The sequence below is a fragment of the Arenimonas caeni genome, from assembly GCF_003024235.1.
In the GTDB taxonomy this organism is placed as follows: domain Bacteria; phylum Pseudomonadota; class Gammaproteobacteria; order Xanthomonadales; family Xanthomonadaceae; genus Arenimonas; species Arenimonas caeni.
In genome coordinates, this window is the sequence record NZ_KZ679087.1 from 75,254 (window position 1) to 89,731 (window position 14,478).

General features: G+C 70.9%; 15 protein-coding genes. 7 read left to right on the forward strand and 8 right to left on the reverse strand.

The genetic code is table 11. The features are described from left to right. Window positions 1-1,443 (forward strand): metalloprotease TldD, encoded by a 1,443-nt coding sequence (tldD, locus tag C6N40_RS05815; RefSeq protein ID WP_106990070.1) that lies wholly within the window; start codon window positions 1-3, stop codon window positions 1,441-1,443. 5 nt (window positions 1,444-1,448) lie between these two features. On the opposite strand, the gene yjgA is transcribed toward tldD, so the two are convergent. Next, on the reverse strand, window positions 1,449-1,991 hold the full coding sequence (gene yjgA / locus C6N40_RS05820; protein ID WP_106990071.1) for a ribosome biogenesis factor YjgA: 543 nt from the start codon (window positions 1,989-1,991) through the stop codon (window positions 1,449-1,451). 35 nt (window positions 1,992-2,026) lie between these two features. Here yjgA and pmbA point away from each other — a divergent pair, with 35 nt between their 5' ends. The 6 genes from pmbA to C6N40_RS05850 all read left to right on the forward strand — a co-directional run bounded on the left by pmbA (window position 2,027) and on the right by C6N40_RS05850 (window position 6,247). Further along, window positions 2,027-3,385, forward strand: a complete 1,359-nt coding sequence (pmbA, locus tag C6N40_RS05825; protein ID WP_106990072.1) for a metalloprotease PmbA — start codon at window positions 2,027-2,029, stop codon at window positions 3,383-3,385. Between the two features lie 123 nt (window positions 3,386-3,508). After that, window positions 3,509-3,781 (forward strand): DUF4282 domain-containing protein, encoded by a 273-nt coding sequence (locus tag C6N40_RS05830; protein WP_106990073.1) that lies wholly within the window; start codon window positions 3,509-3,511, stop codon window positions 3,779-3,781. Window positions 3,782-3,827: 46 nt separating this feature from the next. Then, window positions 3,828-4,133: a hypothetical protein gene (locus C6N40_RS05835; protein WP_162782097.1), complete on the forward strand. Its 306-nt coding sequence runs from the start codon at window positions 3,828-3,830 to the stop codon at window positions 4,131-4,133. Window positions 4,134-4,315: 182 nt separating this feature from the next. Next, on the forward strand, window positions 4,316-4,681 hold the full coding sequence (locus C6N40_RS05840) for a DUF4870 domain-containing protein (RefSeq protein ID WP_240183455.1): 366 nt from the start codon (window positions 4,316-4,318) through the stop codon (window positions 4,679-4,681). Between the two features lie 199 nt (window positions 4,682-4,880). Further along, a complete protein-coding gene (locus C6N40_RS13995) occupies window positions 4,881-5,822 on the forward strand; it encodes a DUF4339 domain-containing protein (protein WP_162782098.1) in 942 nt (313 codons plus the stop codon). Window positions 5,823-5,869: 47 nt separating this feature from the next. Then, entirely contained in the window at window positions 5,870-6,247 is a 378-nt protein-coding gene (locus tag C6N40_RS05850; protein WP_106990076.1) for a hypothetical protein, read from the forward strand. A gap of 24 nt (window positions 6,248-6,271) precedes the next feature. Here the strand turns inward: C6N40_RS05850 and C6N40_RS05855 are convergent, their stop codons facing one another. The 7 genes from C6N40_RS05855 to C6N40_RS05885 form a co-directional block, all read right to left on the reverse strand. After that, on the reverse strand, window positions 6,272-7,153 hold the full coding sequence (locus C6N40_RS05855; RefSeq protein WP_106990077.1) for a polyprenyl synthetase family protein: 882 nt from the start codon (window positions 7,151-7,153) through the stop codon (window positions 6,272-6,274). After that, on the reverse strand, window positions 7,143-7,400 hold the full coding sequence (locus C6N40_RS05860) for an exodeoxyribonuclease VII small subunit (RefSeq protein ID WP_106990078.1): 258 nt from the start codon (window positions 7,398-7,400) through the stop codon (window positions 7,143-7,145). The genes C6N40_RS05855 and C6N40_RS05860 overlap by 11 nt, the downstream gene beginning before the upstream one ends. A gap of 63 nt (window positions 7,401-7,463) precedes the next feature. Then, entirely contained in the window at window positions 7,464-8,771 is a 1,308-nt protein-coding gene (tilS, locus tag C6N40_RS05865; protein ID WP_106990079.1) for a tRNA lysidine(34) synthetase TilS, read from the reverse strand. A 4-nt stretch (window positions 8,772-8,775) separates the two neighbouring features. Then, entirely contained in the window at window positions 8,776-9,081 is a 306-nt protein-coding gene (locus C6N40_RS05870) for a hypothetical protein (RefSeq protein ID WP_106990080.1), read from the reverse strand. A 55-nt stretch (window positions 9,082-9,136) separates the two neighbouring features. Beyond that, complete coding sequence (locus tag C6N40_RS05875; RefSeq protein ID WP_106990081.1) at window positions 9,137-10,096, reverse strand: acetyl-CoA carboxylase carboxyltransferase subunit alpha; 960 nt, start codon at window positions 10,094-10,096, stop codon at window positions 9,137-9,139. A 91-nt stretch (window positions 10,097-10,187) separates the two neighbouring features. After that, complete coding sequence (dnaE, locus tag C6N40_RS05880) at window positions 10,188-13,703, reverse strand: DNA polymerase III subunit alpha (protein WP_106990082.1); 3,516 nt, start codon at window positions 13,701-13,703, stop codon at window positions 10,188-10,190. Window positions 13,704-13,808: 105 nt separating this feature from the next. Beyond that, a complete protein-coding gene (locus C6N40_RS05885) occupies window positions 13,809-14,432 on the reverse strand; it encodes a hypothetical protein (protein WP_106990083.1) in 624 nt (207 codons plus the stop codon). Window positions 14,433-14,478 lie beyond the last annotated feature (46 nt).

The following is a 14,478-nucleotide window of genomic DNA, read 5'->3' on the forward strand; positions in this document are numbered from 1 at the left end:
ATGACCTCCCCGCTTGCCCTGGCGCAGTCGCGCCTGCTCACCCCCACCGGGCTCGGCCTGGACGCGCTCGACGACGCCTTCGGCCGTCTGATGGGCCCGGGCGTGGATTTCGGCGACCTGTATTTCCAGCACAGCCGGCGCGAGGGCTGGGTGGTCGAGGATGGCATCGTCAAGGACGGCTCGCATTCGATCGAACAGGGCGTGGGCGTGCGCGCGGTGAGCGGCGAGAAGACCGGCTTCGCCTATTCCGACGACATCCGCGCCGAGGCCCTGCTCGAATCGGCGGCGGCCGCGCGCGCGATCAGTCGCGACGGCCGGCCCCGGGACGCGGGCCAGCGGGTGGTGGTGCCGGGCCGCGCGCTGTATCCGGCGCTCGACCCGGTCGAGGGCATGCCCGCAGACGCCAAGATCGCCGCGCTGCGCGAGGTCGACCAGTGGCTGCGCGACGCCGACCCGCGCGTCCGGCAGGTGGTCGTCAGCCTCTCTGGCGGCGTGGACACCGTGCTCGTGGCGCGCAGCGACGGCGTGCTCGCCGCCGACGTGCGGCCGCTGGTGCGCTTCAACGTGCAGGTGATCGTCGAACAGGGCGGCCGGCGCGAGCAGGGCTACGCCGGCGCCGGCGGGCGCTACGGCTACGAGGTGCTGCTGGCGGGCGACAAGCCGCGCGAGGTGGCGCGCGAGGCGCTGCGCCAGGCCCTGGTGGCGCTGGAAGCGGGCGACGCCCCGGCCGGCACCATGCCGGTGGTGCTGGGCCCGGGCTGGCCGGGCGTGCTGCTGCACGAGGCCGTCGGCCACGGCCTGGAGGGCGACTTCAACCGCAAGGGCACCTCGGTCTACGCCGGCCGCATCGGCGAGCGCGTGGCGGCCCCCGGCGTGACCATCGTCGACGACGGCACCCTGGCCGGGCGCCGCGGCTCGCTCAACATCGACGACGAGGGCACGCCGACGCAGTGCACCACGCTGATCGAGGACGGCATCCTGCGCGGCTACCTGCAGGACACGCTCAACGCGCGCCTGATGGGCATGGCGCCGACCGGCAACGGCCGCCGCGAGAGTTTCGCGCAGCTGACCATGCCGCGCATGACCAATACCTACATGCTCGCCGGCTCGCACGACCCGGGCGAGATCATCGCCTCGGTCGAAAAGGGCCTTTACGCGCCGAACTTCGGCGGCGGCCAGGTCGACATCACCAGCGGCAAGTTCGTGTTCTCGGCCACCGAGGCCTACCTGATCGAAAACGGCCGCATCACCCGCCCGGTCAAGGGCGCCACGCTGATCGGCAACGGCCCCGAGGCCATGACCCGCGTCTCGATGGTCGGCAACGACCTCAAGCTCGACGAGGGCGTGGGCATCTGCGGCAAGGACGGCCAGTCGGTGCCCGTCGGCGTCGGCCAGCCGACCCTGCGCATCGACGCCATGACCGTCGGCGGCACCCGGGCGTGAGTGCCTCAGTCGCCGTCCGGCGAATCGGCGAGCAGGTCGCGCAGTTCGCGGAAGAGTTCGCGGTAGGCGTGCGGCGGCTTGTTCTTGAGTTTTTCCTGGTGCGCATTGCGCGCCAGCTGGCGCAGGTGCTGGCGGTCGGCCGTCGGGTGCTCGGCGAGCAGTTCGGCCAGGGCCGCGTCGCCTTCGTCGACCAGGCGGTCGCGCCAGTGCTCGACCCGGTGCAGGGCCTGGGCCTCGCGCCGGTGGTCGGCGCGGTCGTGGTCGAGCGCGGCGCGGATCAGCGCCAGGGCCTCGTCGTCCTCGCGCCGCATGTGCTTGGCCAGGAACTGGATCTGGCGTTTGCGGGCGATCTGCGCGGTGATCCTGCGCGAGGCCAGCACCAGCTCGCGCAGGTCCTCGTCCATCGGGATCTGGGCGATGCGGGCCTCGCTCTGCTCGACCAGGCGGCGCGCCAGGTCCAGCACTTCCAGCGCCTCGCGGCGGCGTTCGCTGCGGCTGGGGCCGAAGTCGCCCGCCTCGTCGTCGTCGAATTGATCGTCCTGTTGCATCGTCCACCTTCCTTCCGGAGCGAAAGGATACGCCCATGAGCCCTGCCATCGCAGCCACCGACGATTCCGCCCCGCGCCTGGCGCGCCTGTCCGAGGCCGCCCGCGAGGTGCTGCGCCTGGCCGCCGCCCGTGGCGCCAGCCAGGCCGACGTGCTGCTCAACGACGACACCGGCCTGTCGGTGAACGTGCGCATGGGCGAGGTCGAGACCGTCGAGCGCACCCGCGACCGGGGCGTGGCGGTGACCGTCTATTTCGGCAACCGCAAGGGCAACGCCAGCACCGCCGACCTGCAGCCGGGCAGCCTGGAGGCCACCGTCGAGCAGGCCTGCGCCATCGCCCGCCACACCGAACCCGACCCCTGCAACGGCCTGGCCGACGCCGACCGCATGGCCACCGAGGTACGCGAATTCGACGGCTGGCACCCGTGGACGCTCGACGCCGACGGCGCCATCGCCCTGGCGCTGGAGGCCGAGGCCGCGGGCCGCGAGGCCGATGCCCGCATCGCCAATTCCGACGGCGCCTCGGTGCACACCGGCGACAGCGTGTCGGTTTACGCCAACAGCCATGGCTTCCTGGGCGCCGAGCGCGGCACCAGCCACTCGATCAGCCTTTCGCTGATCGCCGGCCGCGGCGACCGCATGCAGCGCGATTACTGGTACACCAGCGCGCTCTCGCCTGACGACCTCGAGTCGCCGGTGCAGGTGGGCCGCAAGGCCGCCGAACGCACCGTGGCCCGGCTCGGGCCGCGGCCGATCCGCACCGGCGAGTACCCGGTGCTGTTCGTGCCGGAGATGGCGCGAAGCTTCGTAGGCCACCTGCTGGGCGCGGTGTCGGGCGGCGCGCTCTACCGCAAGGCCAGCTTCCTGCTCGACCACGCCGGCAAGCGGATCTTCCCCGACTGGCTGGGCATCGAGGAGCGCCCGCACCTGCCGCGCGGCCTGCGCTCGACCAGCTTCGACCACGAGGGCGTGGCCACGGTCGATTCCGACCTGGTGCGGGACGGCGTGCTCGTGCGCTACCTGCTCTCGAGCTACTCGGCGCGCAAGCTGGGCCTGCAGAGCACCGGCAATGCCGGCGGCGTGCACAACCTCCGGGTCGGCGCCAATGCCCGCGACCTCGACGAGATGGTGCGCGGCATGGGCACCGGCCTGCTGGTGACCGAGATGATGGGGCAGGGCGCCAACACCGTCACCGGCGATTACTCGCGTGGCGCCTCGGGTTTCTGGGTCGAGGACGGCCGCATCGTGCACCCGGTGGACGAACTCACCATCGCCGGCCGCCTGCCCGAGATGTTCCAGTCCATCGAGGCCATCGGCGCCGACGTCGACCCGCGCTCGCACATCGCCATGGGCTCGCTGCTGATCGGGCGGATGATGGTGGCCGGCGAGGCGTGACGGCCGTCACGAGGGGAGAATAATTCTCAGGCGTCCCCTCCGGGTTTCCGCCTAGATTCGCCTGGCGGGCTCCTTGCATGGCCCGCTCAAAGGCCCGCGCCGCGGGCGATACCAGGGGGAGACATGCGGGAATTCTTTTTCTTCGATTCGATGATCACGCCGAAGGTCATCACGTTCGTCTATTGGCTGCTGCTTGCCGCCGTGGCCCTCGGCGGCCTCATGGGCGTCTTTTCTGCCTTCGGCACGATGAAGTACAGCGTGTGGGCCGGCCTCGGCTCGCTGGTCCTCGTGCCGGTCGGCGTCATCCTCGGCGTGATCGGTGCGCGCATTTACTGCGAGCTGATGATCGTACTGTTCCGCGTCTATGAAACCCTGGTCCAGATCCGTGACAAGTAATCGCGCCGTCCGTAGGCCCGCGAGGGCGGCCGTCGCCGCGCTCGCCGTGCTGGTTCCGCTCGGCCTGCTTTCCGGCTGCGGTGCCATGGGTGGCCTGCCCACCTGCGGGGGGTCGGACACGAAGGACCTCGTCGGTGAAATCGTCAACGACATGCTCGACGAGGCCGGCTTCGAGGACGAGCGGTTCGTGCGCCTGAGGGATATCGAGGAGCTCGGGTACAACCCGAAGGACGAGCTGCGCTCGTGCTACGCCGTCCTGGTGACGACGGACGGCGAGGCCGAGGTGCAGTACTCCATCCGATGGACCGACAAGGCCAAGGGCGAGTACTGGGTGGAAGCCTCCATCCTCTAGTCCCCGGCCATCCGGACTGGCCTGGCCGGGACCGCCGCTCGGGCCAGCCATACGCACCCTTCCTGCCATCCGGCGGGAGGGGGCCTTCGCGTGGCCGGGGCGCGGCTTGACACTGTCTTCACGAGACCGGACAGTGTCCGGGTCGCGGCGCGTGGTGTGCCGCCCTGACCCAGGGGAATGCAATGAGCGAAGTGAGCCAAGACGACAAGACCATGGGCCTGGTCGCCCATCTCTCCGCACTGGTGACGATCGGCCCGCTGATCATGTGGCTGATCCACAAGGACAAGCCCGAGCGCGCCTTCGTGACCGAGCACTCCAAGGAGGCGCTCAACTTCGTCATCACGCTCTGGATCATCATGATCGGCGTGTTCATCATCAGCGCCATCCTGGGCTTCATCCCGGTGCTGGGCTGGATCGCCGCCATCCTGATCTGGCTGGCCATGATGGCCGTCGGCATCGCCGCGTTCGTATTCATCATCCTGGCGGCCATCGCGGCCAACAAGGGCAATGAATACCGCTATCCGTTCGCGCTGCGCCTGATCGCCTGATCGCGGCGCCAGCAGTGGAGGAGGAAGGCGGCCCCCGGGCCGCCTTTTTCTTGGCCGGCCTTCGCCGCTGCCGGGCCGGTGCAGGTCCGCTTCCATGAGCGTCCCCCGGCCCCGGAAAGAGGCCTTCATCACGCCTGGGACTTTTTCTTTCGCGCCGGCCTCCTGCTTCGATGTAGCGTGGTCCGAACAAGGGGGTGGCATGTCGGTACAGGATGCATATTGCGTCGTTCTTACGGGCGATCTCGAGCCAGGCGCCGACGCATCGACGGCGTGGGACGGCGCGTCGAAGCTGCTGGGGCTGGAGGCTCCGGCGTTCGAATCGGACATCCTCGGCCGCGCTCCCCTGGTGCTCGAAGGCGAAGGCCGGGCGGCCGAGATGGAGTCGCGCGCCGCCAGGCTCAGGCAGTGCGGCGTATCGGCCGTGTGCCTGAAGCTGGGGGCGCCGATGGTGCGCATCCGCCGGGGCGGGCGATTGCTCGGACCGGTGCCGCAGCCCTTTGCCCTGCGCGTCCTGCGCGAGGGCGACGCCATCGAGCCGGATGCGGCGCCGGGGGCGCCACCCTCCGCGGCTCCCGGGCCGCAGGCCGTGCCGCCACCGCCCCTCGCGGTTTGGCTCTCCCGCGCAGGCACGAGTTACGGGCCCTATACGCTGGGGCAGCTGAGGGGATGGCTGCAGGAAGGATCCGTGTCACGCATGGATTTCGCCAGCACGGACGGCACGGCCTGGGTTCCGCTGGGCAGCCTGCTGGGAAGTCCGGCCGCGCCTGCCCTGGTTGCGCGGGAAAGCTCCGACGAGGCGACCATCCGGCGCATTGCCGAGTACGAACGCATCTCGGCGATCGTGTGGACGGTCATCGCCGTCGTCCAGATCCTCACGCTGGTGGCCATCATCGCCGGCCTCTGGAACCTCTATGCGGCCTGGACGCGGTTCCGCATCGTTCCGCATATCCACGCCCGCAACTGCCAGGTGCCCGAGGCTTTCGAGAGCATCACCGGGCTGGTGGTCATCGGCCTGATCAATCTCTTCCTCGGCGGCGTGGTCGGCGTGGTCGGCATCGTGCTCGACTTCGTCGTACGCGACCACGTCCTGAAGAACCGCCACCTTTTCGACCAGGTGTCCGACGAGCAGTTGCCGGTCTAGGCCGGGTGGTTTTCCCCACACGTGAACTGGAGAAGAAATTGACCGGCATGAAGCGACTCCTTGGCTGGGCCCTGCAGGTCCTGGCCGCCGTGGCCTTCGTCGTATTCCTCTTCCAGTCCAAGTCGCAGGGGTTCGGGGCGACGACCGTGGGAGGCCTCCTCGTTTCCGCGGTCACGGCGGTCTACGGGCGGACATTCTTCTCAGAGCGCAGGGAAGGAGAGGCGGATGCGGTGTCCCAGAGGCGAGGCGCGAAACGCATCGGTTGGGTCGGCGGCCTCGTTTCCGTACCGGTGCTGGTCGGCCTGATGATGGGTCAGGGTGCGGAATTCGGCGCCGCCGCCATCATGGCCGCGTTCGGGGGCGCGGCCGCCGGGTTGCTCTGCTGGATCCTCGCGGCCTTCTGGATGAACAGCGCGCCGAAGTAGGCGGCCGCTGCGCCAGACGGCAGGTCAGTGCTGCCGCTCCACCGCAAGGCGGCCGAGCGCCAGCAGGGCGCTGGTGTCGCCCGCCAGCCGCCCGAGCGCGTCGACCATGCCATCGGCCTGCACGCGCAGAGCCTGCCTGGCACCGTCCACGCCCAGCAGGGCGGGATAGGTGGACTTGGCCTGCGCCGCGTCCTTGCCGGCGGTCTTGCCGAGCTGTTCGCTGCTGGCTTCGATGTCGAGCAGGTCGTCGCGGATCTGGAAGGCCAGGCCCAGGGCCGAGGCGTAGTCGTCGAGCGCGGCCAGGGTGGCGGCGTCGGCGTGGCCGGCCAGCGCGCCCAGGCGCACGGCGGCGCGGATCAGCGCGCCGGTCTTGAGCGCGTGCAGGCGTTCGAGTTCGGCCAGCGCCAGCGCATTGCCGGTGCCGTCCATGTCCAGGGCCTGGCCGCCGCACATGCCGGCGGCGCCGGTGGCCTGGGCGAGGCAGGCCAGCCAGCCCACGCGCAGCCCATCGTGGGCGCGCGTTTCCTCGGCCAGCACGGTGAAGGCCAGCGCCTGCAGCGCGTCGCCGGCGAGGATGGCGGTGGCTTCGTCGAAGGCGACGTGTACGGTGGGCCGGCCGCGGCGCAGGTCGTCGTCGTCCATGGCCGGCAGGTCGTCGTGCACCAGCGAAAAGGCGTGCACCAGTTCGACCGCGGCGGCCGGCGCGTCGAGCAGGGATTCGTCGGCGCCGGTGGCTGCACCGGCGGCGTACACCAGCAGCGGACGCAGGCGCTTGCCGCCGCCGAGCACGGCGTGTCGCATGGCGCGGTGCAGGCCCTGCGGGGATTGGTCGGAGGCCGGCAGCGCGGCCTCGAGGCGGGCCTCGACGCGCTGCAGCCAGCGCGCCAGGCGCGGCTCAGCCTGCATCGGGAGCGAAGGGCTGGGCGCTGTCGGGATCGGCCGGGTCGGTGAGCAGCCGGACCCGCAGTTCGGCCTGCTCGAGTGCGCCCTGGCACTGCCGGTAAAGGTTCACGCCGCGTTCGTAGGCCGCGAGCGACTCGTCGAGCGACATTTCGCCCTTTTCCATCTTCTGGACGAGCTGCTCGAGCTCGTCGAGCGAGGATTCGAACTGCGCGACGGGCGACGGCGGCGGTGCGGGGGTCTTGGCGGCCATCCACGAAGTTTGCTGGCTCCCGCCCCACTGGGTCAACGGGCTGTTTTTTGCCGCAACCGCTCCTCAGCCCACGATCCAGCGCAGCCGGACGGCGCGGGTGGCGAGCCAGTCGGCGAGGAGGGCGGAGATGATGAGGTCGCCGGCGGCGAGCAGGGTGCCGTCATCGGCCGAGAGCAGGGGCAGGCGGGCGCGCTCCCAGGGCGGGACGCCGAGGTCCTGCAGGGCGTGCTTGAGTTCGCTGTGGTGCTGGCGGCCGGGCAGCACCAGGCGTTCGCCGCCCTGGCGGGCGTGCACGCGCAACGGCCGGTCGAAGCGGGCCGGCGGCTCCAGCGACAGGGTGTCGCCGGTGGGCAGGGCCAGCGGGCTTTCGCCGCTCCACTGCGCCGACCAGTCGGCCGGCAGCGCCGGACGCTCCGGGCCGGCGTGCAGCAGGTCGCGCCAGCGGTGGATGACGGCGCCGGACCACGCGAAACGGGCGCTGGCGTCGGGGCGCGCCGGCAACAGCTCGGCCCCGATCGTCGCCGTGGCATCGGCCGGCAGCGGCGGTAGCCCCAGGCCGGCGAGCCAGGCGCGCAGCAGGCGCGCGCGCCAGGCCGGCGGCTCGGCAAGCAGTGCCGGCACCGACAGCGTCGCCGGGTCCAGTCCCTGCACCTGCGCCAGGCGTCGCGCATCCTCGCCGGCCAGCAGGTCGGCCTGGGTGGCCAGCAGCGCCGCGCTTCGGGCCAGGGCGGCACCGGCCTGCGGCCAGCGCTCCTGCAGCCGCGGCAGCACGTGGTGGCGCAGGAAGTTGCGGTCGTGCCGGTCGCTGGCGTTGGACGGATCCTCGACCCAGTGCAGCGCGTGCCGGCGGGCATAGGATTCGATCCAGGCACGCGGTCGCTCCAGCAGCGGCCGCCAGAGCCAGCCGCTGCCGAAGGGTCGGATCGGCCGCATCGCAGCCAGCCCGTCGCCGGCGCCCCGCAGCAGGCGCAGCAGCACGGTTTCTGCCTGGTCGTCGCGGTGGTGGGCCAGGGCCAGTACTTCGCCCGGGCGCTGCAGCTCGGCGAATGCCGCGTACCGGGCATCGCGTGCCGCGGCCTCCAGCCCCTCGCCGGCGTCGCGCACGACGACGCGCCGGAGCATCATCTCCAGGCCAAGCGCCTCGCAGTTCGAACGGCAGGCCTCGGCCCATTCCGCCGATTGCGGGTGCAGGCCGTGGTCGACGTGGATCACCCGCAATCCGCGGGTCCGGAGTGCCGGCCCGGCGGCGAGCCAGTGCAGCAGGACGGTTGAATCGAGCCCCCCGCTGCAGGCGATCGCCACCGGACCCGTGCCGGGCGCAGCCGGCACCCCGGGTTCGCCAGCGCCAGTGTCCCGGCCTGGCGTCGCCATGGGATCAGCTGGCCTCGATTTCCAGGCCGCCTGCGAACCGCGCGGCCAGGTTGAAGAACAGCGCCGAGATCAGGCCGCCGATGAAACCGAGGATGCCGTAGAGGATCGGAAGCACGATCACCGCCGCCACGCCCAGGCCCATCATCATGCCGCCGCCCAGGGCGGCGTCGCCGGAGCCGGCCGCCATCATGGCGCCGCCGCCGATCAGGGCGAACAGCGCGTAAAGCAGGCCGAACAGCGCGCCGATGAGCGCGTACATGATCGCCATCAGCTTGCCCAGCGAAAGCACCCCGATTTTCCTGATCACCATGGTTTCTTCCCCTCGAAACGCCCGTGATTGGGCGGTGTCCCCTGGCCCGGCCGCGCTATGCGGCCTCGTAGGCGCCGTAACGGCGCAGGCGCTGATAGCGCTGGTCGAGCAGTTGGGTGGTCTCCACCTTGTCCAGCGCCGCCAGCTCGAGCTGGATCTGCTGCTTGAGGGTGGCGGCCATGGCGGCCGGGTCGCGGTGCGCGCCGCCCAGCGGCTCAGGGACCACGACGTCGACCAGACCGTGTTCGTTCAGGCGCTTGGCGGTCAGGCCCAGGGCCTCGGCGGCGTCGCGGGCCTTGTCGGCCGACTTCCACAGGATCGAGGCGCAGCCTTCCGGCGAGATCACCGAATAGGTGCTGTATTCGAGCATCAGCGTGCGGTCGCCGACGCCGATGGCCAGGGCGCCGCCCGAGCCGCCTTCGCCGATGACGGTGCAGATGACCGGGATGCGCAGCTCGGCCATCTCCAGAAGGTTGCGGGCGATGGCCTCGGACTGGCCGCGCTCCTCGGCGCCCACGCCGGGGTAGGCGCCCGGGGTGTCGATGAAGGTGAGCAGGGGCAGCTTGAAGCGCTCGGCCATCTTCATCAGGCGCAGCGCCTTGCGGTAGCCCTCGGGGCGCGGCATGCCGAAATTGCGGCGGATCTTGGCCTTGGTGTCGCGGCCCTTCTGGTGGCCGATCACCATCACCGCGCGGCCGTCCAGGCGGGCCAGGCCGCCGACGATGGCGGCGTCGTCGGCGAAGGCGCGGTCGCCGGCCAGTTCGTGGAACTCCTCGAACATCAGGCCGATGTAGTCGTTGGTGTACGGGCGCTGCGGGTGGCGGGCCAGCTGGGAGATCTGCCAGGGCGTGAGCGCCTTGAAGATCTCGGCCGTGCGGGCGCGCAGCTTGTCCTGCAGGCCGTTGACCTCGCTCTCGATGTTCACGGCCGGGCCGGTGCTGGCCTTCCGCAGCTCCTGGATCTTGGCTTCCAGTTCGGCGATGGGCTGTTCGAAATCGAGGAAGTTCGGGTTCATTCGGTTCTCGTCCGGGCTCCCGGCCAGCCTGGGGCGGCCGACTGGAGCAAATACTCAAGAGCCGGGATTCTACCGGGCCGGGGGAGGGCCGTCAGCCGCCCTGTTGCCAGGGGCGGTGCAGGGCCAGGGAAACGCGGCTGACGCCCGGCAGGGCGCGCAGCTGGCTGATCAGCTCGGGCTCGGTGCGCACGCCCAGCGGGCCGTTCACGTCCAGGCTGCCGCGGGCCTTGTTGGGGCTGAGCAGGTCGAGCCGCAGCGGGGTGGCGCCGGGCCGGAAGGCCGCCAGGGCTTCCTGCAGCTTCTCCCAGGCGCCGCGGGCGCGCAGGTCGACGGTGAGCGAGAGCCGGCGCGCGTGCTGCGAGCACAGCGAGCGGAAGTCCCAGCACTGGCGGGCGCGCAGCACGAAGCCGCCGCTGAACTGGTCCTCGGCCAGGTTGCCCTCGACCAGCAGGATGCGGTCACGCGAGAGCAGGTGGCCGCATTCGGCGAAGGCATCGCGGAAGAAGGCCACCTCGAGCTGGCCGCGGCCATCCTCGATGCGGGCGAAGCCCATGGTCTCGCCGCGCTTGCGCACCGCCGTGACCAGGCCGGCCAGCACCACCGGCGCCTCGCCGCGGCGATCCTTCTTCGACGACCACAGGGCGTCGAGGTCGGCCAGGCTGGCGCCGGCCAGGGATTGCAGCTCCTCGCGCCAGGGGTCGAGCGGGTGGCCGCTGAGGTAGTGGCCCAGGGTCTCGCGTTCGCCCAGCAGCTTGGTTTCCAGCGGCCAGTCGGGCACCTCGGGCAGCTCGATCCGCAGCGCCGGCAGTTCGCCGCCGCCGCCGAACAGCGAGACCTGGCCGGCCTCGCGCTCGCGCGCCAGCTGTTCGGTGGCCTTGATCGCCTCGGGCATCTGCAGCAGCAGCGAGGGCCGGTTGGCGCCGACCGCGTCGAGCGCGCCGGCGTTCACCAGCGCCTCGAGCACGCGCCGGTTGAGCTTGGTGGAATCGACGCGCTGGCAGAAGTCGAGCAGGTCGCGGAACCCGCCGCCGGCCTTGCGCGCCTCGACGATGGCCTCGCAGGCGCCGCGGCCCACGCCCTTCACCGCGCCCAGGCCGTAGCGCACGGTCTTGGCGTCGAGCGCAACGAACATGTACTCCGACGAGTTCACGTCCGGCGGCAGCACCTGCAGGCCGATCTCGCGTGCTTCGTCCAGGAAGGTCACCACCTTGTCGGTGTTGTCCATGTCCGAGGACATCGTCGCGGCCATGAACTCGGCCGGGTAGTGCGCCTTGAGCCAGGCCGTCTGGTAGGCCACCAGCGCGTAGGCCGCCGAGTGCGACTTGTTGAAGCCGTAGTCGGCGAACTTCTCCATCAGGTCGAAGATCGCGGACGCGTTGCCCGACTCGATGCCGCGCTCGGCCGCGCCGGCCTCGAACTTCACGCGCTCCTTGGCCATCTCCTCGGGCTTTTTCTTGCCCATGGCGCGGCGCAGCAGGTCGGCGCCGCCCAGCGAATAGCCAGCCAGGACCTGGGCGATCTGCATCACCTGTTCCTGGTAGACGATCACGCCGTAGGTGGGCTTGAGGATGGGCTCGAGCAGCGGATGCGGGTAGCTGACCTCGGCGCGGCCGTGGCGGCGGTCGATGAAGTCGTCCACCATGCCCGCGCCCAGCGGGCCGGGGCGGTAGAGCGCCGCGAGCGCGATCAGGTCCTCGAAGGTCGAGGGCTGAAGCTTGCGGATGTATTCCTTCATGCCGCGCGATTCGAACTGGAAGACCGCGGTGGTCTGTCCCTTCGAGAGAAGCGCGTAGGTGTCCGGGTCGTCCAGCGGCAGCGCCAGGATGTCCACCGGCTCGATGCCGGCGCGCTGGCGGCGCGCGTTGATGGCCTTGAGCGCCCAGTCGATGATGGTGAGCGTGCGCAGGCCGAGGAAGTCGAACTTCACCAGACCGACGGCCTCGACGTCGTCCTTGTCGAACTGCGTGACGACCGAGCGGCTCGATTCACCCTTGGCCAGGTGTTCGGCGAACAGCGGGCTGAAGTCGGTGAGCGGGGTCGGCGCGATCACCACGCCGCCGGCGTGCTTGCCGGCGTTGCGGGTGAGGTCCTCGAGGCTGCGCGCCAGGTCCACGAGGTCGCGCACGTCGTCCTCTGACTGGTAGCGGCCGATCAGCTCGGCCGAGGCCAGTTCGCTGTCCTTGCGGGCCTTCTCGCTCAGGCCCAGGGCGTCGTCGAGCGTGATGCCCAGCGTGTTGGGAATGAGCTTGGCGACGCCGTCGACGAAGCCGTAGGGGTGGCCCAGCACGCGGCCGCAGTCGCGGATGGCGGCCTTCGCCGCCATGGTGCCGTAGGTGATGATCTGGCTGACCTTGTCGCGGCCGTATTTGTGGCCGACGTAGTCGATCACCTCGTCGCGCCGGTCCATGCAGAAGTCGACGTCGAAGTCGGGCATGGACACGCGTTCGGGGTTGAGGAAGCGCTCGAACAGCAGGTCGTAGCGGATCGGGTCGAGGTCGGTGATGCCCAGCGCATAGGCCACCAGCGAGCCGGCGCCGGAGCCGCGGCCCGGGCCGACCGGGATGTCGTTGCGCTTGGACCAGTTGATGAAGTCGGCGACGATCAGGAAGTAGCCCGGGAAGCCCATCTTCACGATCACGTCGAGCTCGGTGTCCAGGCGCGCGGCGTAGTCGGAGGCGCTGCGGCCGGGCGCCAGTTCGATCTTCGCCAGCCGCCCGGCCAGGCCGCGGCGGGCCTCCTCGCGGATCCAGCTGTCGAGCGTGTGGCCCTCGGGCACCGGGAAGTCGGGCAGGTAGTACTTGCCCAGGCTCAGCTCGAGGTTGCAGCGCTGCGCCAGCTCGACCGTGTTCTCCAGCGCCTCGGGCAGGTCGGCGAACAGCTCGGCCATTTCCTCGGGCGACTTGAGGTACTGCTCGGGCGTGAACTCGCGCGGCCGCTTGGGGTCGTCGAGCACGCGGCCCGATGCGATGCAGACCCGCGCCTCGTGTGCCTCGAAGTCGTCGCGCGAGAGGAAGCGCACGTCGTTGCTGGCCAGCAGCGGCAGGCCCAGCTCGCCGGCCAGCGCCACCGCGGCGGCGTTGAAGGCTTCCTCGCCTTCGCGGCCGGTGCGGGTGAGCTCGAGGTAGAGCCGGTCCGGGAAGGCGCGCATCAGCTCGTCGAGCTGCTGGCGCGCGGCCTCCTCGCGCCCGGCCAGCAGGCAGCGGCCGACCGGGCTTTCGCGCCCGGCGATGGCGACCAGGCCGGCGCAGTCGGCGTAGAGCCAGTCGGGCTGGATCGCCACGTAGTCGCCGGCGTGGCCATCGAGGAAGGCGCGGCTGACCAGGCGCGAGAGCGCCAGGTAACCCTCGCGGTCCTGGCACAGCAGGGTGAGCCGGGCGGGCGTGCCGCCCTCGTCGATCCACAGGTCGGCGCCGGCGAGGGGCTTGAGCCCGGCGCCTTCGGCTGCCTTGTAGAACTTCACCAGCGCGAACAGGTTGCTGTTGTCGGTCACCGCCACCGCCGGCAAACCGAGCGCGGCGCAGCGCGAGACCAGCTCCGGGATGCGGATGCTGGAGTCAGTGAGCGAATATTCGCTGTGCAGGTGGAGGTGGACGAATCGGGGCGTCATGCCGGGGACCGTGGGTCAGCCGGCAGTTTACCCCGAGGGTGGGGGCGGACAAGGCTTGACAGTCCCTGTTGCCAAGCCCCGCCGCCCCGCCCGTTGGAGAGTTCGTCAGGACACGCGGAAATGCAGCGGCAGCGGCGCCGGTGCGGCGTAGCTGCGCGCGCGGACGTCGCGGCGCTGCTGCAGCAGCGCGGCCTCGGCCAGGCAGGCGTTTTCCCAGGCCAGGCGGCGCTCGTAGGCGCTGCCGCGCGGGCGCCGCTCGCTCAGGAAGCGGCAGTAGTCGCCATAGTCCAGGGTCTCCTCGCGGAAGGCCGGCCAGGCCAGCTCCACCAGCAGCGCGTCGTCGAGGTGGCCGACCAGGGGCTGGTCGTCCGGGATCAGGTCGTCGACCTGCTGCAGGTAGCTGATCAGCATGCGCGAGCGCTCGCGCAGCTCGGCGTCGACCTCCCAGTCGCCGTCGTTGAGCATGCGGCGCAGCCGCTCCACGCGCGCCAGGCGCTCGGACAGGATGGCGACGGCGCGTTCGCGCGGCAGGTCCTGCAGCCAGCGCGCCAGGGTCACCACCTGGTCGGCGCTGATGCGCGGCGCGTTCGGGTCGATGTGCGCAAGCACGGTGTTGAAGCGCTCGACCTGGCTGTCTTCCAGCGCCAGGCCGGCCACCTGGCGGCGGCGCGACGCGGGCGATTCCGGCGGCAGTCGAAGGGCGAGCGTGTCGTGGCGAAGGCTGTTCATGGCGTATTCCCGGCAGTGGCGGCGGAACCGATTCCCGCGCGCCCAT

Excerpts from the sequence above, each read along its gene's own strand:
- tldD (WP_106990070.1), top strand. The coding sequence starts at position 1 with ATGACCTCCCCGCTTGCCCTGGCGCAGTCGCGCCTGCTCACCCCCACC.
- yjgA (WP_106990071.1), bottom strand. The coding sequence starts at position 1,991 with ATGCAACAGGACGATCAATTCGACGACGACGAGGCGGGCGACTTCGGC.
- pmbA (WP_106990072.1), top strand. The coding sequence starts at position 2,027 with ATGAGCCCTGCCATCGCAGCCACCGACGATTCCGCCCCGCGCCTGGCG.
- C6N40_RS05830 (WP_106990073.1), top strand. The coding sequence starts at position 3,509 with ATGCGGGAATTCTTTTTCTTCGATTCGATGATCACGCCGAAGGTCATC.
- C6N40_RS05840 (WP_240183455.1), top strand. The coding sequence starts at position 4,316 with ATGAGCGAAGTGAGCCAAGACGACAAGACCATGGGCCTGGTCGCCCAT.
- C6N40_RS13995 (WP_162782098.1), top strand. The coding sequence starts at position 4,881 with ATGTCGGTACAGGATGCATATTGCGTCGTTCTTACGGGCGATCTCGAG.
- C6N40_RS05850 (WP_106990076.1), top strand. The coding sequence starts at position 5,870 with ATGAAGCGACTCCTTGGCTGGGCCCTGCAGGTCCTGGCCGCCGTGGCC.
- C6N40_RS05855 (WP_106990077.1), bottom strand. The coding sequence starts at position 7,153 with ATGCAGGCTGAGCCGCGCCTGGCGCGCTGGCTGCAGCGCGTCGAGGCC.
- C6N40_RS05860 (WP_106990078.1), bottom strand. The coding sequence starts at position 7,400 with ATGGCCGCCAAGACCCCCGCACCGCCGCCGTCGCCCGTCGCGCAGTTC.
- tilS (WP_106990079.1), bottom strand. The coding sequence starts at position 8,771 with ATGGCGACGCCAGGCCGGGACACTGGCGCTGGCGAACCCGGGGTGCCG.
- C6N40_RS05870 (WP_106990080.1), bottom strand. The coding sequence starts at position 9,081 with ATGGTGATCAGGAAAATCGGGGTGCTTTCGCTGGGCAAGCTGATGGCG.
- C6N40_RS05875 (WP_106990081.1), bottom strand. The coding sequence starts at position 10,096 with ATGAACCCGAACTTCCTCGATTTCGAACAGCCCATCGCCGAACTGGAA.
- dnaE (WP_106990082.1), bottom strand. The coding sequence starts at position 13,703 with ATGACGCCCCGATTCGTCCACCTCCACCTGCACAGCGAATATTCGCTC.
- C6N40_RS05885 (WP_106990083.1), bottom strand. The coding sequence starts at position 14,432 with ATGAACAGCCTTCGCCACGACACGCTCGCCCTTCGACTGCCGCCGGAA.